Origin of the sequence: Marinifaba aquimaris, assembly GCF_013328345.1 — a bacterium.
GTDB classification, from domain to species: Bacteria; Pseudomonadota; Gammaproteobacteria; order Enterobacterales; family Alteromonadaceae; genus Marinifaba; species Marinifaba aquimaris.
Genome location: NZ_JABULX010000014.1, coordinates 81713 through 100521, shown reverse-complemented (window position 1 = coordinate 100521; position 18809 = coordinate 81713). Strand labels below are relative to the sequence as shown.

The 18809-nt window shown below is 40.4% G+C and carries 19 protein-coding genes and 1 pseudogene; 7 read left to right on the top strand and 13 right to left on the bottom strand.

The genetic code is table 11. The features are described from left to right. The 4 genes and pseudogenes from HR060_RS10515 to ubiD form a co-directional block, all read right to left on the bottom strand. Positions 1–425, bottom strand: a pseudogene (locus HR060_RS10515) (IS3 family transposase); the annotation flags it as partial. Positions 426–517: 92 nt separating this feature from the next. After that, positions 518–1231 (bottom strand): NAD(P)H-flavin reductase, encoded by a 714-nt coding sequence (gene fre, locus HR060_RS10510; protein WP_174200255.1) that lies wholly within the window; start codon positions 1229–1231, stop codon positions 518–520. A 68-nt stretch (positions 1232–1299) separates the two neighbouring features. Next, positions 1300–1584: a 2Fe-2S iron-sulfur cluster-binding protein gene (locus tag HR060_RS10505; protein ID WP_174200254.1), complete on the bottom strand. Its 285-nt coding sequence runs from the start codon at positions 1582–1584 to the stop codon at positions 1300–1302. A gap of 77 nt (positions 1585–1661) precedes the next feature. Next, entirely contained in the window at positions 1662–3131 is a 1470-nt protein-coding gene (gene ubiD / locus HR060_RS10500) for a 4-hydroxy-3-polyprenylbenzoate decarboxylase (RefSeq protein ID WP_174200253.1), read from the bottom strand. A 240-nt stretch (positions 3132–3371) separates the two neighbouring features. Between ubiD and HR060_RS10495 the strand changes: the two genes are divergently transcribed. Beyond that, positions 3372–3662, top strand: a complete 291-nt coding sequence (locus HR060_RS10495) for a hypothetical protein (RefSeq protein ID WP_174200252.1) — start codon at positions 3372–3374, stop codon at positions 3660–3662. Here the strand turns inward: HR060_RS10495 and ilvY are convergent. Continuing rightward, the gene (gene ilvY / locus HR060_RS10490) at positions 3633–4538 is read right to left on the bottom strand and encodes an HTH-type transcriptional activator IlvY (RefSeq protein WP_174200251.1); all 906 of its coding nucleotides are present in this window, start codon (positions 4536–4538) and stop codon (positions 3633–3635) included. The two genes, HR060_RS10495 and ilvY, sit on opposite strands and share 30 nt — an antisense overlap. Positions 4539–4859: 321 nt before the next feature. On the opposite strand from ilvY, the gene ilvC reads away from it, so the two are divergent. Beyond that, on the top strand, positions 4860–6341 hold the full coding sequence (gene ilvC, locus HR060_RS10485) for a ketol-acid reductoisomerase (RefSeq protein ID WP_174200250.1): 1482 nt from the start codon (positions 4860–4862) through the stop codon (positions 6339–6341). A 710-nt stretch (positions 6342–7051) separates the two neighbouring features. After that, entirely contained in the window at positions 7052–7498 is a 447-nt protein-coding gene (locus HR060_RS10480) for a hypothetical protein (RefSeq protein WP_174200249.1), read from the top strand. A 55-nt stretch (positions 7499–7553) separates the two neighbouring features. Here HR060_RS10480 and HR060_RS10475 read toward each other — a convergent pair whose 3' ends face one another. The 6 genes from HR060_RS10475 to HR060_RS10450 form a co-directional block, all read right to left on the bottom strand. Beyond that, positions 7554–7721 (bottom strand): hypothetical protein, encoded by a 168-nt coding sequence (locus HR060_RS10475; RefSeq protein ID WP_174200248.1) that lies wholly within the window; start codon positions 7719–7721, stop codon positions 7554–7556. A 13-nt stretch (positions 7722–7734) separates the two neighbouring features. After that, entirely contained in the window at positions 7735–8088 is a 354-nt protein-coding gene (locus HR060_RS10470; protein WP_174200247.1) for a hypothetical protein, read from the bottom strand. A 122-nt stretch (positions 8089–8210) separates the two neighbouring features. Next, positions 8211–9425 carry an MFS transporter gene (locus tag HR060_RS10465; RefSeq protein ID WP_174200246.1) on the bottom strand — a complete coding sequence of 405 codons (1215 nt, stop codon included), beginning with the start codon at positions 9423–9425 and terminating at the stop codon, positions 8211–8213. Positions 9426–9431: 6 nt separating this feature from the next. After that, positions 9432–9671 carry a sulfurtransferase TusA gene (gene tusA, locus HR060_RS10460; protein ID WP_174200245.1) on the bottom strand — a complete coding sequence of 80 codons (240 nt, stop codon included), beginning with the start codon at positions 9669–9671 and terminating at the stop codon, positions 9432–9434. A 514-nt stretch (positions 9672–10185) separates the two neighbouring features. Continuing rightward, a complete protein-coding gene (locus tag HR060_RS10455) occupies positions 10186–11556 on the bottom strand; it encodes an MFS transporter (protein ID WP_343044206.1) in 1371 nt (456 codons plus the stop codon). Positions 11557–11681: 125 nt separating this feature from the next. Continuing rightward, positions 11682–12053 (bottom strand): hypothetical protein, encoded by a 372-nt coding sequence (locus HR060_RS10450; RefSeq protein ID WP_174200243.1) that lies wholly within the window; start codon positions 12051–12053, stop codon positions 11682–11684. Positions 12054–12242: 189 nt separating this feature from the next. Between HR060_RS10450 and uvrA the strand changes: the two genes are divergently transcribed. Together uvrA and HR060_RS10440 are read left to right on the top strand one after the other, a co-directional pair. Next, positions 12243–15071 (top strand): excinuclease ABC subunit UvrA, encoded by a 2829-nt coding sequence (gene uvrA / locus HR060_RS10445; protein WP_174200242.1) that lies wholly within the window; start codon positions 12243–12245, stop codon positions 15069–15071. Positions 15072–15100: 29 nt separating this feature from the next. After that, a complete protein-coding gene (locus HR060_RS10440; RefSeq protein ID WP_174200241.1) occupies positions 15101–15874 on the top strand; it encodes a class II glutamine amidotransferase in 774 nt (257 codons plus the stop codon). A 228-nt stretch (positions 15875–16102) separates the two neighbouring features. On the opposite strand, the gene HR060_RS10435 is transcribed toward HR060_RS10440, so the two are convergent. Then, the gene (locus HR060_RS10435; RefSeq protein ID WP_343044207.1) at positions 16103–16495 is read right to left on the bottom strand and encodes a BspA family leucine-rich repeat surface protein; all 393 of its coding nucleotides are present in this window, start codon (positions 16493–16495) and stop codon (positions 16103–16105) included. A 193-nt stretch (positions 16496–16688) separates the two neighbouring features. Further along, the gene (gene focA / locus HR060_RS10430; RefSeq protein WP_174200239.1) at positions 16689–17582 is read right to left on the bottom strand and encodes a formate transporter FocA; all 894 of its coding nucleotides are present in this window, start codon (positions 17580–17582) and stop codon (positions 16689–16691) included. 206 nt (positions 17583–17788) lie between these two features. Between focA and HR060_RS10425 the strand changes: the two genes are divergently transcribed. Both HR060_RS10425 and HR060_RS10420 read left to right on the top strand, forming a co-directional pair. Next, complete coding sequence (locus HR060_RS10425) at positions 17789–18538, top strand: response regulator (protein WP_281362607.1); 750 nt, start codon at positions 17789–17791, stop codon at positions 18536–18538. Between the two features lie 12 nt (positions 18539–18550). Then, positions 18551–18751, top strand: a complete 201-nt coding sequence (locus tag HR060_RS10420) for a hypothetical protein (protein ID WP_174200237.1) — start codon at positions 18551–18553, stop codon at positions 18749–18751. Positions 18752–18809: the final 58 nt, after the last annotated feature.

The following is an 18809-nucleotide window of genomic DNA, read 5'->3' as shown; positions in this document are numbered from 1 at the left end:
GAGATAACGACAAGCTCTACTGACAGATAGCTTGGTTATGTTTTTTTCTTCAATAACGCGTTGCGTTGCTTTTTTGTGATACGTACTCCGAAATCTTTATCAAGTACATCGACTATCGTTTCAAAGAATTGTGCTTTTATCTTGGTATCTTCTAGCTCTTTTTCGAGGGCTTTGATTTTTTGCTCGGGTGTTAAATCATTGGGTTTAGACATAAGGGGAAGCTCATTCATATGATTGGGAGTACCTTTACTCCAATCTAGTTGACCATATCGGCGAAGCCAAGTTAAAACGGTTGAAGCACCTTGAATACCGTAGTGGTCTTGCGCTTGTTTGTAAGTACATTCGCCTTTTTCTACTTTATCAACGACGGATAATTTAAAGGCAAGTGAATAATCTTTTTGTGTACGCTTAGTTATTGGTTTCATTATCTTCTCCAAATTGAAGTTGGAAAAGTGTCAACCTTATTCAGGACGGGTCAAAGACAATAAAAAAGGCCGTTTAGAACGACCTTTTTTATTTATTTGATAAATGCGAATGCATCCCCATACATGTTCTCGAGGACTAAGCCTTTTTCTAAAAAGGCCTCTCTGGCTTTGCCAACCATTTCAAAGCGACCCGCACAATAGATATCGTAATCAGCTAGGGAATCAAAATCAGCTAATACCGCATCAATCAAGTTACCTGACTTGCCTTGCCACTGTGCCGAAGCATTATCAACGACAGGAACAAAGCTGAAATTGTCATATTTTTCAGCCATCGCTTGCCAGTGTTCAACTTCGTATAATGCAGCTTCTTCTCGCACGCCCCAATAAAGGAAAAGCGGACGTTGACAGCCTTGTTCTAACAGTTGATCGGCAATTGATTTAGTATAAGTAAAACCAGTACCGCCAGCAGCTAATAAGACAGGGCGCGGTGAATCTTCACGCAGGTGAGCATTTCCGCCTGGCGCTTCGATAATGACATTCTCGCCATTTTCTAAAGCAGTTTGAAAGTGCTTAATAGCCCCCATTGCATAGCTGTCAGCTTCGCCTGCGCCAATGTGCAACTCAAGCTCAGTATTGCTTGAAGGTGCATTAGCAATAGAAAAGGCACGCTTGTCTTTCTCATCAATAACCAGTAATAAATATTGACCAGCTTTAAATGATAAAGCTTGTTCTAAACCCAATTTAACTTTGAATACGAACTCAGTAAGATTAGTGATACTTTTAACGGAGCAGCGTGTAGCTTGCATGAATGACTCTCTTGTCTTTTAATTTTTAGCGAATTGTAGCACTTGGCTTGAGATGAAACAAAAATCGCTTAGTTTTCAATATAAGGGTGGTAAAGCGTAATATCAGATAATGCATGGGCGATACAACAAAAGGTATAACCTTTCTCTTTTTCTTCGTCGTTCATTATTGGCGGTAAATCACCGTAACTAACCTGCCCTTGGTTTTTGTTGATACAAACACATGCGGTGCAAACCCCATTGCGACAACGATAAGGAAAAGAAATACCCGCTTTTTCAGCTGCTTCTAAAATCGTATCGATTTCTTCTGCTTCAAACTCTAAACCCGCAGGCTCAATACGTATTTTATGTTTCATAGACTTCTATCACGAATTTAATTAAATACTAAATTACCAAGTAATAATTTAGGTAGTGTTATGTTTAAGGATATGGATTAATCCATAATCCCCAATTCATCCCAAATGCTATCAACTTTTTCCTTTACTTCATCAGGCATGGTAATCGGTACGCCCCATTCACGGTCAGTTTCACCCGGCCATTTATTCGTTGCATCCATCCCCATTTTCGAACCTAAACCTGAAACAGGTGAAGCAAAATCGAGGTAGTCGATAGGTGTATTTTCGATCATCGTGGTATCACGGGCAGGATCCATGCGCGTAGTGATGGCCCAAATAACATCTTCCCAACTGCGAGCATTTACATCATCATCACAGACAATAACAAACTTGGTATACATAAACTGGCGTAAGAACGACCAAACGCCAAGCATGACGCGTTTCGCATGACCCGGATATTGCTTTTTCATTGTTACAACAGCCATGCGGTATGAACAACCTTCAGGCGGTAAATAGAAATCAACAATTTCAGGAAATTGTTTTTGTAAGATAGGAACAAATACTTCATTAAGTGCCACGCCTAATATAGCTGGCTCATCAGGTGGGCGGCCAGTATATGTGCTGTGGTAAATCGGGTTTTGCCTATGTGTGATATGAGTAACGGTGAATACAGGGAAATCATCGACTTCATTGTAATAACCCGTGTGATCGCCATAAGGCCCTTCCGGCGCCATCTCATCTGGTGCAATATAGCCCTCTAATACATATTCTGCTGACGCTGGTACTTGTAAATCATTCGAGATTGACTTTACCACCTGCGTCTTATTACCTCGGAGTAATCCGGCAAAAGCATATTCAGATAAGGTATCGGGAACCGGTGTTACCGCACCTAAAATAGTGGCGGGATCAGCGCCTAGCGCTACCGATACAGGATAGTTTTTACCTGGGTTTTGTTGTTTAAATTCCTGAAAATCAAGTGCACCACCACGGTGTGATAACCAACGCATAATGAGTTTATTTTTACCAATGACTTGCTGGCGGTAAATACCTAAATTTTGTCTAGGTTTATTGGGTCCTTGAGTGACTGTTAAACCCCAAGTGACCAATGGCGCAGCATCACCCGGCCAACAGTGTTGAATAGGTAGCTTTGATAAATCAACCTCATCACCTTCGAGAACCACTTCCTGACAAGGTGCATTTTTTACTACTTTTGGCGACATGTTCAGCACTTGTTTGTACATAGGAATTTTGCTTAGTGCATCTTTAAAGCCTTTTGGTGGCTCAGGCTCTTTTAGGGTCGCCAGCAACTTTCCTACTTCGCGCAGGGCAGACACAGAATCTTGCCCCATACCCATAGCGACACGCTCTGGTGTGCCGAATAAATTAGCTAACACAGGAGTGTCAAAACCTTTAGGGTTTTCAAATAACAAAGCTGGACCACCCGCTCGTAGGGTACGATCACTTATCTCAGTCATTTCTAAATATGTATCGATAGATTGTGGGATTCGTTTTAGTAGGCCTCTTTGTTCAAGGCCCGCGATAAAATCGCGTAAATCTTTATATTGCATGCACTTTGCCTGTAATAGCGGTTGCTTTGAATTATACCTTTGCTAACAAAAATTGCAGTACGCTTTAGCGTTATTCACGGTTCACCAAACTCTGCTATAAGCGTCAGCTATATCGAAATAGCCAAATACTTAGAATTATTTTTAATTATTACGATATTTACAATTTGAAATAAATATCTAAGTGGTCTATAAATACACTACTGGTTAAAAGTCGTTCAATAGCTACTCGAGGATTGAGACATGAACTGGCATCTGACATTAACAGGGATGAAACCTAGCCTAGGTAAATACAAGGCGATATTTTTACTGCCAATTTTATTGGCAGGCACCTTTTTCTTTTCCTTCGTTTTAGAAAATCTCCACACACCTGTCGTTATTTCTGAGTTTATTCACATTGGTGCCATGCTAACACTTTGTGCAATTTGTGCTTGGGTGATGATACTGGGAGTATTAGCAAGTACTAAGTCATCCGCATCGGCACTTCTAGTGCTATTTGCTTATCTAATTGCTATGTTGTGGTGGCTGTTTTAATGCTTCTGCTTCTTGCCAAAAAGCACTAATCAAAGAATCATCTAAACGTTTGTTTAAACAACAAACACCCAGCTCAAATGGCTCTATTGTAATATCTGAATTAAGCACTTGAATTTTCTCTCGAACAGGACTGTTCTCCACCACAATTTTAGGTGCAATACCAACACCTAACCCCAGAGCAACCATAGCCACAATAGCTTCATGCCCCATAACTCGCGCGTAGATATTCGGTTGAAATCCCATTTGTTTGAACCAAGCCTCACCGCGTTTTCGCGTTAAACCAGTTTCAGCCACAATAAAAGGTAATGTTTCCCATTGGGTCGGTTTCTGATTTAGCTGCTCTGAAAAATTCGCCTTGCCGTTTGGAGCAATCAGTGCAAGCGGGATATTAGCGAAACTTGAAAAAGCCAAATTGCTTGGTACCTTGTCAGGTTTTGCAGAAATAGCGACATCTACTTCATCTCGACTGACTTTTTGCATCGCCAGTGACACATCGCCAGTTTCAAGCTGAATATCAATATTGGGGTGTTTTTCCGTCAGGCGGTTCAATAGTGGTGGAAGGTGTGAGTAACTAGCGGTTACCGAACAAAATACTCTGAGCTTTCCACTTAAAACACCAGGCAGCATAATGTTACTTTGTTGAAAGTATTGCCATGCATCTAAGGTTTTGCGAGCAAACTGCCTAAACCGTTTACCGGCAGGTGTTAGTTTTACAGAGCGGTTATCGCGTTCAAATAGAGTAACCTCAGCCTCTTGCTCCAACCTTTGAATATGTCGACTCAAAGTTGATGGGCTGACATGCATCGCTTCGCTGGTTTGACCAAAATGCAAACTATCAGCCAAATATAAAAATAACTCGAGTGAACGCAATTCCATAAAAATGCCTATATTGCCAATATTGAGACCTGCACTAAAAAATAATTATTCAATAAAGTGCCATAAAAAGTTAATCTTAAGCCTTTAAAAGCGTAGTTAATTTATTTATTAAATTGTTCAATATTTAACTGAAAATAAGATTTGCTCAGTGATTATTGCAAATAATGAAACATAGTATTTTAAATATATCACTTAACGCAAGAGTCTGTTTGCGGTAGAGTAGCGGCATATTTAAACGAGTAAGTCACTTGTTTAAACGAACAGATAAATAAAATTAAGTAGTAACTACTTAAATTAATTACATATTTTTAAGGTATAAAGATGGCTAATTACTTCAATTCACTAACTTTACGCGAACAGTTAGACCAATTAGGTCGTTGTCGTTTCATGGACCGTTCTGAGTTTTCAGAAGGTTGTGAAGCATTAAAAGGTAAAAAGGTTGTTATCGTAGGTTGTGGTGCGCAAGGTTTAAACCAAGGCTTAAATATGCGCGATTCAGGTTTAGACGTTTCTTACGCTTTACGTGGTGCAGCTATCGAAGAAAAGCGTCAATCTTGGAAAAATGCGACAGAGAATGGTTTCACTGTTGGCACATACGAAGAATTAATTCCATCTGCTGACTTAGTTTGTAACTTAACGCCAGATAAGCAACACACTGCTGTTGTTGGTGCAGTTATGCCATTAATGAAAGAAGGCGCAACATTAGCTTACTCACACGGTTTTAACATCGTTGAAGAAGGTATGCAAATTCGTGAAGACTTAACTGTTATCATGTGTGCACCTAAGTGTCCTGGTTCAGAAGTACGTGAAGAATATAAGCGTGGTTTCGGTGTTCCTACATTAATCGCTGTTCACCCAGCAAACGACCCACAAGGTCACGGTTTAGAGTGGGCTAAAGCATACGCTTCAGCTACTGGTGGTGACCGTGCAGGTGTATTAGAGTCTTCATTCGTTGCTGAAGTTAAGTCTGACTTAATGGGTGAGCAAACTATCCTTTGTGGTATGTTACAAACAGGCGCGATCTTAGGTTACGAGAAAATGGTAGCTGAAGGCATCGAACCAGCTTACGCTTCTAACTTAATCCAATTCGGTTGGGAAACAATCACAGAAGCACTTAAGTACGGTGGCATCACAGGTATGATGGATCGTCTTTCTAACCCAGCTAAAATCGAGTGTTTCAACTTAGCTAACCAGTTAAAAGGTATTTTACGTCCATTATTCTATAAGCACATGGATGACATCATCACAGGTCACTTCTCTAAGACTATGATGGAAGACTGGGCTAATGACGACGTTAACTTATTAACATGGCGTGCAGAAACAGCTGAAACAGCTTTCGAAAAATCATCTTCTGAAGGCGTTGAAATCAACGAGCAAGAATACTTCGATAACAACATCTTATTCGTAGCTATGGTTAAAGCAGGTGTTGAATTAGCATTCGAAGCAATGACAGAATCAGGCATCATTGAAGAGTCTGCTTACTACGAGTCATTACATGAAACACCATTAATCGCTAACACGATTGCTCGTAAGAAATTATACGAAATGAACGTTGTTATCTCTGATACTGCTGAATACGGTTGTTACTTATTCGCACACGCTGCAGTACCTATGTTAAAAGACTTCGTTAACGACTTAGATGCGCAGTTCATTGGTAAAGGCTTAGACGTTAAATCTAACTCTGTAGATAATGCTTTATTAGTTAAAGTTAACGACGAAATTCGCAATCACCCTGTTGAGTGGGTTGGTCAAGAATTACGTGGTTACATGACTGACATGAAAGCTATCGTAGAAGCTAAGTAAGAATTTATCCCTAACGGGAATGGCGAGTGCTTTTTTCAAAGTATTCGCTAAACTGAGTTTGGCACTGTTTTAACCCTTCAGTGCCTTACATTGAGAGCCTTAGCAACTCTCAATTAGTAAAAGCAAAGCAAAACCCAGTTCGCAAAGCTGGGTTTTTTTTCGCCTTTTAGAAATTGATACTTCAATTAGATTATTAGAATTGAATATTTTTTTAAAAGCAGAACTTCAATTAGTCAAGCAAAGCACTTATACCAAGAGCACAGTTCGCAAAGCTGTTTTTTTCGCCATTCAGAAATTGATACTTCAATTAGTAAAAGCAAAGCACTCATACCAAGAACTCAGTCCGCAAAGCTGTTTTTTTCGCCTTTAAGAAATTGATACTTCAATTAGTAAAAGCAAAGCGCTCATACCAAGAAAGCAGTCCACAAAGCGGGTTTTATTCACTTTTAAGAAAGTCTCACATCAATTAATAAAAGCAAAGCACTCATACCAAGAGCACACTTCGCAAAGCTAGTTTTTTCGTCTTTAAGAAATTGATACTTCAATTAGTGAAAGCAAAGTACTCATACCAAAAACGCAGTCCACAAAACTGAGATTCGAAGTTTGGTCACAATAGCTGCTTTATTATTTTGCAAAAAGAAGCTTAATTTAAATTCTGGAATGTTATTTGCTGTTTTTTTTATACGCATAGATGAAATAAGGAAATCAGCATGAACATCAACTCTTCAATTAAGCACTACAGCACCACACAGAGCGTAACCAATAAAACAAATCCCCAAGAAAACAAACCTATTGAACAAGGGCAAAATATTACCTCAGCGGCAACACCTCACCGAGAAAGGGAATTTGACTTCACGAACATGACATTGAAAGAGCAAGCAGGAGCCGCACAGACGCTCTATGATAAAGGTTTTTTATCGCTAGGTGAGCTTGCAGTAATGACTGGAAAATACGGCTTAGTAAAGTATGATGGGCAATTTGGAGATATGACACTTGAACGCGCAAATAACGAGAAGTTTGATGTATTAGCAAAAATGAAAGAAGATTTAGAAGAAAGTAAAAAGCACTATCCGGCCGAATCAAACGTTATCAAAAACCAAGTAGCGCTTATTGGTAAGCTGGAAGCTTATCAATATGGGATAAATACCAAAGCCTAACTTAATAAGGTAAAGGAAAGCTCGGGCTATACCGCTACCCGAGAAAGCTAGAAATTTAGTGCTTAGGCGCCAATGCTTTTGCTTGCATTCTTTCAGCCTGTGTTTGTTGGAATTGATTGAACTCATCTTCATGCCAATCAAGTCCATCAAAAAGCAAATCGAAAATGTGATCATCAGCATCGTTTACTTCTGATGTTTTGACGTCCGTTGTCTTCTTAAACATATTAATCCGTTAATTAGTAATTAGTTGCCGTTACAAAAGAAGGTTTTTGCTGAGTATCTAGTGGTTTGACGAGATAAGTGCTTCGCGTCTTGTTTTTGTATTGAGTTGTCATAAACTCAACTTCAAACGTCACCATGTAATCATCGTCTTGGTCGATTAGAGCAAATTCCCCGCTCTTTCGTCTTTCAGCTAACTTTTGTGCTTGTTCGCTGAAATCACTTGAGCTATTACAGTCGATGCAAAGATATGTAACTCTGTCTGTATTAAACAAGCCTGAATCTACACGTTTAGTACTAGGTTCAGTTGAAGCATGGCTATACATTGTTGCAAACAACGTCCCGAGGATAGCCAAATTACACAATTTCATTTTAATGCCTAAATAAATGAATATTTAATTTTAGTGACTATATATTAAGCATATTTGTGTTACTGGTATGTAACAGTAAACCTAAACTCTTGTGAGAAATTGACCATAGAGAACTGGTCAGATCAGCTATTTTTTGGTTGGAATTTAAACAAAAACATCGAAAAAAGTATTAACACTGCACCAAAGAAAATACTATAAAGCGGGGATAGTAAGGCAATAATTCCACCTAAGAGTGCCATTACAACATTTGCCAAGCAAAAAGTACTAGTCAGTAATCCCATAATACGCCCTTGGCCAAATTCACCAAAGCGTTCAGAGAAATAGACAGGCATCATGCCGTTGACGAGTGCAATAAAACACCCCGTGATTGGAAAACCTATCCACAATAAACTTGAATAATCATACAAGCCATAACTAAACAAACTGGCTGTCAAACCGAACATGGCAATCATAGCGCCTGTCGCCAATCCTAAGCGGTGTTTCCAGTAGGTGACGGCAAATGCACTTGAGATAATCATAAATAGGGTTAAAACAGCTGTCGCTATGCCTATTTGCATACTCGATGCTGCAAAGTCAGTGACTAACCAAAGTGGGTAATATTCATATAAGCTGTTAATACCCATCGCAAGTAACAAATAAATGATAAAGACGCGTCTGATCGGCCGCTCTTTAAGCAGCCTAAATGAATTGTGAGTGATGATTTTTGATCTCAGCAATACAAGGCTAGCTTTTTCTTTTGGCTGGGTCGATTCACCTAGTAGGAAATGAACAACAGCCAAAGCAAACAAAGTAGCAACTGCTGCCACCCAAAAAGCGGCATCATTGCCAAAATCCATCAAATATCCACCCGCAAGTGGCCCGACAAGATAGCCCGTGTAAAAAGTAGCATTGAGCAAGGACATTGCCCGTGTTTTTTCTATATGTGGATCTAAATCGAGTGCTAACGCACGGCAAACAGACACATTGCCTTCACATAAACCAGTTAAGAAGCGAGCCAAAATAAATAAAGGATAATGCTCTATCATCACAGCCCAAGCGGTAAAGCAGTAACCTAAAGCAGCAAAAAATAAAGTAACAGTGAGAGTTGAGCGCCTGCCAAATAGATCAGATAAGGCACCAATAAAAGAGCTCCCGACTAATATTCCTAATGGATAGATTGCCAAGGCAACAGCAAATAGAAGTTCTGCAGGAATATTGAGGAAGCGGTTAAAGTCTGTCGCTACCTCATCCATAAAAATAGGCGCTAAAATCGGATAAGGTAATGCAATGCCAGATACACTAATAAGGGCCACTAAAATAATAACGGCAAAGTGTTTATATGCACTGGCTTTGGTCATTAAGGTTTATTTACCTTTTTTGATCAAATAGAAATAAGGTTTAGCGTCAGTTTCTGCTTTTAATAAGGTGTGATCCATAAACTGACAAAAGCTTGGAATATCTCGAGTCGTTGAAGGGTCATCAGCCTTAATCAGTAAGGTTTCACCGTCTGCTATCTCACGCACTTTCTTGCGGATTTGCATTACAGGTTCAGGACAACGCAGTCCCATCGCATCAAGTTGATGATCGGCTTTTATATCAGTCATAATTTCGCGTGAGAATTTTAAAGGGCGCTATTTTAACCACAAGCAGTTATAGGGTAAACAAAAGGATTGTTAAGTTTGTGTAGAGAGGGGAAAGAAAAGGACAAACGTGAGACTAGCTTATTGTTATTTTTATTGCACGTTTGCCGTATATTTTCTAAATAGTCAGCTTCTAGCTTTAAATATTTTCTTTATTATTATTGTTAGTGAAGTTTATTATCTTCTTCTTATTATTATTTATTTTTCTTCTTATAATTATCCAGTCATGCTGGATACCACTTTGTTGTTATTGTTGTGGTTCTTTTTAGAGCACTTTTTGTTTTTATTATCTGCTCCAATGAGAAACATTTAAACACAACTTTACATACGTAACAATAATTATCACAAAGTTTTTACATAAAAAGTTTGAATTTTGATCTAAAAATTTGTTTTCTTTGATCTTTTTGTATGAAAAAAAATTCAACTTTGATCAAACTTAACGCATATTTTGTTTACATTTATAACTTAGTACAGCGATTTATACCAGTTTATGCTGCTTTAAGAATTCAGTTAAATCACTTTCTTCAAAACATTTTGGGTCTATTTTTAGATACGCTTTTTGGTCTTCAACAAAGATAACGGCTTCCTCTACTCCGCTAATCTGAGTAAAGTTATTGGCTAATGTATCGACATCCACATCTGTCGCTTTAAAGCTGACAACTCTAGGCTTGGTCTTGCGAGGTAAAACAAGCCCTTTCATCAAGAAAAACCATGGTAAAGCTAAACAAGCAGTGGCAGCTAACGCTATAGGTGCAGAAAACATTTGCAATAACACACCGCCAACAAGACCACCTGCAAAGGCACCTGCAAACTGGTGAGTAGAGAATAAGCCCATTGCTGAACCTTTTTGCCCAGCAGGAGCAATACGACTGACCCAGGCAGGTAAATTAGCTTCTAAGTAGTTAAAGCCAGCAAAAAACAACACCAATGTGGCTAATAAAATTCCTAGGGCATTAGGAAAAATAGCAACGGTTATTAAGCTTAATGCCATCACAGCAATTGCTAACTTGAAGATAGTCACTTCTTTATTGTTTTTTACCGCCCACATCAACGCCGGCGCCATGATAATGAAAGACATAATCAATGCTGGGAAATAAAGCATCCAGTGACTTTGTGATGCCATACCCGATTGCACAAGTAACCCAGGTAAAATGACAAAAAGCGCAGTCAGTTGTAAGTGCAAAAAGAATACACCTAGATTTAACTTACCCAGCTGACTGTGTTTAGCTAACTGTTTTAATTGCGAAGGGATAGGAATAGCATCGCGTTGTTTAGCTTTGTTAACCGTATTCGGTATAGCGATAGCGACAATCGCAATACCAATACAAGCCAGCACAGCAGTAACCGCAAAAATACCGCTTAAACCCAATTTATTGGCAATCAGTGGGCCCGCAACCATAGCGATAGCAAAAGATAAACCTATACACATACCTATGATTGCCATAACTTTAGAGCGCTGCTCTTCTCGAGTTAAATCAGCAGCAAGTGCCAATACCGCGGCAGCAATTGCACCTGTACCCTGTAAAAAGCGGCCTACAGTTACCCAAATAACATGGTCAGCATTGGCAGCTATAATTGAGCCTAACGCAAATAAGCTCAAGCCGAGTAAAATAACGGGCTTGCGGCCAATTTTATCGGAAAGCAAGCCCATGGGGATTTGCAGAAGTGCTTGCGTGAGGCCATAAGCGCCGACAATGATACCAATCCAAATCGGAGAGAAGCCTTCTAAGTCTTGACCAAAAACAGCCACAACCGGCATAACCATAAATAGGCCTAACATACGTAAACCGAATACGCTGGCTAAAGTGGCGGCTATTTTTTTCTCAAAAGCATTAAGCTGGTTAGACACTGACGTTCCTGATAATTGGCTCATTTTTATGGGGTCGAATTGTATCAGAAATCAACAACAAAGCACTACAGAGCAGTGCTTTGAACAAATAATGAATTAGAATTATTTGACAGAAAATAATGTAGCTAGGCGATCAACCAATCTATCGCATCTTGGCGGTCGGAAAAAAATTCGACATTCCAGGCTTTGTTTCGAGGAAATTTGGCTAAGTTTTCAGTCGAAACTTTTGCAATACTGTTGTAGGTAATGACAGCTAGACGGTCAATTTCAGCCAGCGTACCCAGCTCAAGTTGGGCTTCAAAAGTGTAGGTATAAGCATTTAACTTATTGATAACAATATCAAAAGGCGGGGTTAAATTGGTTAGTAAAGCTTGGTGATATTGATTGACCATTGCCAGGTCCATCTCGACGCCTTCATCAATGATGACTTCAGCTAAATTCTCTTTCAGCAGATTAATAGTACCAAACCCCAGCGCTACCGTTTTAATCGCATCCATCTTTTTTACATCAGCTCCACAAATACAACTTAAATATTACAAAACGCAATATTAGCAAACAAAGATAGACAATAGCCAACATTATTAGAAGGCTTATTTATAAGATAAAAAATAAACGTAAACTTTGTCTGTTTTCTTTTGATAGAAATGCGATACTTGCAGGTCGCATTTTCAAGAATAAGTAGGCCAATGGATAAGATCTCAGTTAGGGGTGCTCGCACTCATAATCTAAAAAATATCAATTTAGAACTGCCGCGTGATGAGCTTATCGTCATTACGGGTTTATCCGGTTCCGGTAAATCATCGCTCGCATTTGATACCTTATACGCCGAAGGGCAACGTCGCTATGTAGAGTCGCTATCTGCTTATGCGCGTCAATTCTTATCCCTAATGGAAAAACCAGATGTTGATCACATCGAAGGTTTGTCGCCTGCGATCTCAATTGAACAAAAATCAACATCTCACAACCCGAGATCAACCGTAGGTACGATCACTGAGATCTACGACTATTTAAGGCTGCTTTTCGCCCGTGTCGGTGAACCTAGATGCCCTACCCATGATGTACCGCTAGCCGCACAGACTATCAGTCAAATGGTCGATCAGGTATTAGCTATGCCTGAAGGCGAAAAGTTAATGCTACTTGCACCAGTGGTGCAAGATAGAAAAGGTGAGCACGTAAAAACACTTGATAACTTGGCCGCTCAAGGTTTTATTCGTGCGCGTATTGATGGAGAAGTATGCGACTTAAGTGATCCTCCTCAGCTCGACTTACACAAAAAACACACTATCGAAGTGGTTGTCGACCGCTTCAAAGTGCGTGATGACCTACAACAACGTTTGGCTGAATCATTTGAAGCGGCATTAGAGCTCGCTAATGGCGTAGCAAAAATTGCTTGGATGGATGAACCAGAAAAAGACGAAGTGGTCTTTTCGGCGAATTTTTCTTGCCCGCATTGTGGTTACAGCATGGCAGAAATCGAGCCACGTATGTTCTCGTTCAACAACCCATCGGGTGCTTGTCAAACCTGTGATGGCTTAGGTGTAGAACAATTTTTTGACCCAGACAAAATTATCCTAAACCCAGAGCTCAGCCTTTCAGGTGGTGCAATCAAAGGTTGGGATAAGCGCTCTTACTACTACTTTGCTATGTTAAAAACCGTTGCCGAACATTACGGTTTTGACGTCAATGCGCCTTGGCAAGATATCCCAGAAGAATGCCAACAAGTCGTGTTGTACGGCAGTGGTCGCACTAAACTCGACTTTAGCTACATGAACGACAGAGGTGATGTCATCAAACGCAACCATGTGTTTGAAGGTGTTATCCCTAACATGAACCGTCGATACAAAGAGACGGAATCATCAGCGGTACGAGAAGAGCTAAGTAAACTGATCAACACAGCACCATGTAAATCATGTGGTGGCTCGCGTCTGCGCGAAGAAGCCCGCCATGTATTTATTGGCCAAACGAACTTACCTGCGGTAACCAGAACATCAATTGCTGAATCGCTTGAGTTTTTCAGCAATCTAGAACTTGAAGGCCAGCGTGCACAGATTGCCGAGAAGATCTTAAAAGAAATCAATGATCGCTTAGGCTTTTTAGTCAATGTCGGTTTGAACTATTTATCACTAGAGCGCAGCGCCGATACGCTATCAGGCGGTGAAGCCCAGCGTATTCGTCTAGCCAGTCAAATTGGCGCCGGTTTAGTCGGTGTCATGTACGTACTCGATGAACCATCAATTGGCTTACACCAAAGAGATAACGAAAGATTACTCGCTACTCTCACCCATCTAAGAGATTTGGGTAACACAGTGATCGTGGTCGAGCACGATGAAGATGCTATTCGCTGTGCCGACTATGTGCTTGATATCGGCCCTGGTGCTGGTGTGCACGGCGGTGAAATTGTCGCCCAAGGTACTATTGACGATATCTTAAAATCGGAAGATTCACTAACAGGTCAGTATTTATCAGGCCGACGTTTGATTGAAGTACCCAAAGAGCGCAATCAACCAGGTGAAAATTGGTTGAAACTAGAAGGCGCCACGGGCAACAACTTAAAAGACGTTAACCTAGATATTCCTTTAGGTTTAATGACATGTATTACCGGTGTTTCAGGCTCAGGTAAATCGACTTTAATTAACGACACACTTTATTCCATTGCCCAGCGCCAATTAAACCGCGCTGAAAGTAACGAACCAGCACCGTATAAAAAGATCACAGGTTTAGAACACTTAGATAAAGTGGTCGATATTGATCAAAGCCCAATTGGTCGTACTCCAAGATCGAACCCTGCCACTTACACTGGTATTTTCACACCAGTACGTGAGCTATTTGCAGGTACGCAAGAAGCGCGTTCTCGTGGTTACAAGCCGGGTCGCTTTAGCTTTAACGTTAAAGGCGGTCGTTGTGAGGCGTGTCAGGGCGATGGTGTGATCAAAGTAGAAATGCACTTCTTACCTGATGTTTACGTGCCATGTGATGTTTGTAAAGGCAAACGCTACAACCGCGAAACGCTGGAAATCAAATACAAAGGCAAGAGCATTCACGAAGTCTTAGACTTAACGGTTGAAGATGCCCGCGAATTTTTCGATGCTGTACCAGCTATCGCCCGTAAATTACAAACCTTAATGGATGTGGGCTTGTCTTATATTCGTTTAGGGCAAGCGGCCACCACACTATCGGGTGGTGAAGCACAAAGGGTAAAACTGGCGCGTGAATTATCTAAACGCGATACCGGCTCAACCCTTTATATTTTGGATGAGCCAACCACTGGTCTACATTTCCATGATATTGAGCAACTACTAAAAGTATTACATCGCCTGCGCGATCACGGCAATACCATAGTCATTATCGAGCACAACTTAGATGTAGTGAAAACCACAGACTGGATCGTCGACTTAGGCCCAGAAGGCGGTGCAGGTGGTGGTCAGATCTTATTTAGTGGCTCGCTGGAAGATTTGGTTGAAGCAGATTGCGGTTCGCATACTGCCCGATTCTTAAAACCTATGCTCAATCAGTAACATTAAGCTAAAGCAGGAGACGCTAAAACATGTGTGAATTATTAGGAATGAGCGCCAATGTGCCGACTGATATTTGTTTTAGCTTTTCTGGCTTAATGGTTCGCGGTGGTCAAACCGCACCACATAAAGACGGTTTTGGTGTTACTTTTTACGAAGGTAAAGGTAGTCGTACTTTTAAAGATGCACTGCCAAGCTGTGAATCAGAAATTGCCAAGCTTATTCAAAGCTACCCGATAAAAAGTGTTTGTGTCATTAGTCATATCAGGCAAGCCAATCGCGGTCGTGTCAGCCTTGAAAACACCCACCCTTTTAGCCGTGAGATGTGGGGCCAAAACTGGACTTTTGCCCATAACGGTCAGCTAAAAGGGGTGAAAAAGCTAACAACCGATCATTTCCAACCAGTGGGTACCACCGACAGCGAACACGCGTTTTGTTGGTTAATGTCGCAAATTAAAGCCAAATACCCAAATAAACCGCCGCAAGATAGAAAAACGCTATTTCGCTTGGTCGCCAAACTAGCACCAACTTTACATGAAATGGGCGTAGCGAACTTCTTTTTAGCCGATGGCCGTTATCTATTTGCGCATTGCAGTAATAACTTACACTGGTTAACCCGCCGCGCACCATTTGGTGTCGCCAGTTTAAGTGATGTTGAAATGACAGTGGATTTCCAACAAGAAACCACCCCCAATGATATCGTCACCGTCATAGCCACTAAGCCATTAACCACCAACGAAGATTGGTACAAAATGGCACCACAAGAATATCAATTATTTGATTTAGGCGAGCCGATAAAGCTTTAGTGCTAAAAGCGAAGGCTATTCGACTTTGCTTTTGCTCTGCAGGCTGTTTTCAATCTGATATAAACTCAATACATCATTCCTGTGAAAAGATTAATTTAAACGATCCCAGTTCGTCCTTCCTGCGAAGGCTGGAACCGGTTTTTATTTAAAACCGACCACCGCCTGCGGGGTGGTGGTGATAAATATATATTTTAAAATTGAAATTGCTATGACAGCTTGGAAAACAATTTAATTAACGACGGTTGGCGGTTGATTCTTTTTCCCACTATCTTTAATAATCCAGCCGAAATTATTAATTAATATACTACGTGCATCTTCAGCTTCGGATGAATACTTTAAAATATAAGCCCCTAATTGAACATCATTTTGTAAGTCCAACTCGCTCCACGCGATTAATATTTCATCGTAATAATCAAAGCGATTTGCAGAGTTAAACATACCTTCCATATTCGTAACATTAGATACGTCCCATTGTGAAATATCATGATTAAAGCTCTCAGCAACAATAAACATTTGACTCATATCAACACTGGATACATCCCAACGTCCAATATCTTGATTAAAGGCCTTTGCATGAGTAAACATCCCGCCCATATCCGTGACATTGGACGTAAGAAAAATTTAATATTAAAGCCGATAAGGCGTAGTTTTTAAAAACGAAGGTTATTTAGGATCGACCTTCCTGCAAAGGCAGGAATCGGTTTAGTTTAAATGGGTATCTAGTGCTTATAACCGACCACCGCCTGCGCGGTGGTGACGATAATTTTAAATATGTGGGTCGAAACAAAGTTCCTAGTGTCTGGTTTCTGCTTATTCAAGCTTTGCTTGAACCTATTGGTTCTTCCCGCAAATACACCAACCAATAAGTCAGGCCAACAAACAAACCTCCTCCGATAATGTTGCCTAGGGTGACGGGGATCAGGTTATCGATGGCGAAGTTGCTCCAGGTTAGGTGGGCAAAGTCATTGGCGGTAAAACCGATTTGCAGCCAAAATTCAGCGGGCGCGATATCTTTAATAAAAATAGCGAGCGGGATTAAAAACATGTTGGCAATGCAGTGCTCAAAACCACAGGCTACAAACATACTTATAGGTGGCACAATCACCACTACTTTATCCACCACACTGCGGGCACTAAAAGTCATCCATACAGCGAGACAAACCATAAAGTTACACAAAATCCCGAGGGCTACCGCTTGGCTAAAATCATAATTGAGTTTGTTGCTCGCAGTACTTAGGTAGTTAAGCCCGACAGCGCCATTAGCTAACCAGTATTGCTGCGCCATTAATACCAACAAAACCAGCAACATAGCACCGATAAAATTACCTAAATAAACCACAGTCCAATTGTTAAATAGCTGCTGCCAAGTGATTTTTTTGCTCGCCTTAGCAACAACGGTTAATACACTGGATGTGAACAAGTCACCGCCACAAATACCTACCAAAATAAGGCCTAAACTAAAAACCACGCCACCGAGTAATTTAGTGATACCAAAAGGAAGTTCACTCGTCCCAGTGGTTACCACGATATAAAAGATAAAACCTAAACCAATAAAGCCACCTGCGGTCATGGCTAAAATTAACGCCGTTGGCCAAGGGGTGTTAGCTTTGGTCACACCTACACTTTGCGCTTTTTTAGACATTGCTTTAGGTAAAATCGCATCAAATGCATTTTGCGTAATAGGCTTTGTGGGCTGAGAACTCGACATAATTTTCTTTATTATTTTTCTAACTGATTTTGTTCACTATTTTGCCTGTAAAGCGGCAAATGCTCCATGAAAACCCATGGATTAATTGCATTTGAGCCTTGGTTTCTCATACTGATTAATGAACATTTTTTTGCCAACAAGACGAATATATCTTTACCAAACCTTTATCGACCAATGGCCCGTTCACGAATAAACTCAAAGCACTCTTGATTGAAGACAACCCCACCTACGCCAACTTGATGCTTAGCATCAGCCAAAACAAAGCAGAATTCACTTGGTGTAAAACCTTGAGTGAGGTGGCTCAAGTAATCGAAAAAGAGCGCTTTGATATCTACTTGCTCGATTTATATTTACCTGATGGCCATAGTATTGAATTTTGCCGCACCATTAATACCCCACAAAAAACAGATAGCATTACTGTCTTAATCACGGGTGAAAGTGACTTAGAGTGGCGCTTACGTGCTTTTGAAGCAGGGGCAGAAAATTATATCCAGAAGAACATCAAACAAGACGCATTAAAAATCAAACTCGATAGTTTATTTAACTACCAAGCCGATAGGCTGTTGGCTTTAAAAAGTGCACAAGCTGAATCCAAAAAACACTTAGACCAAAGTGTGCGTTCGCAACTCGATCACAATGCATTAGTACACTTTTACCGTCAGTGCTTAAACCTAAATAACATCGATAAAATTGAACGCCACTTAGCATCGTTAATGCAAAGCTGGCACCTCAATTACATTGCGCGTTTTACGTTAACGGATGGCACCGAATATCACTTTAAAGCTCATAACGAAGCTATTTGCGAAATGGAGCTCGAACTGTTTAACGAACTCAATGCTAATGGTCCTAATGTACAATCATTCGGTAACTCGAGTTATTTTCGCTACAAACAAGCCGAACTCATCGTTAAAAACATGCCCAAAGACAGCTATAGCCGAGGTTCACTTATCGATTGATTTCATTACGCAGTGGAAGCTGTTGATATTCGATTAGAAGAAATTGAAAAGCTCAATCATATGCAAGCGATGTTAACCCAAGTACGCCAACATTTAGCCGCTGATATTGACGACAAAGGCATACATCTACTGAACGAGCTGGCCAATGACTTAGCCGCCATTACAGAAGAAAAAGACTTAACTGAAGAAAGCGATGATATGGTGTTTTTCTAACGGCAAAAATAAAAAAAGCCGAGCTATCTAGCTCGGCTGGTTTCATTCATTGAGGTTA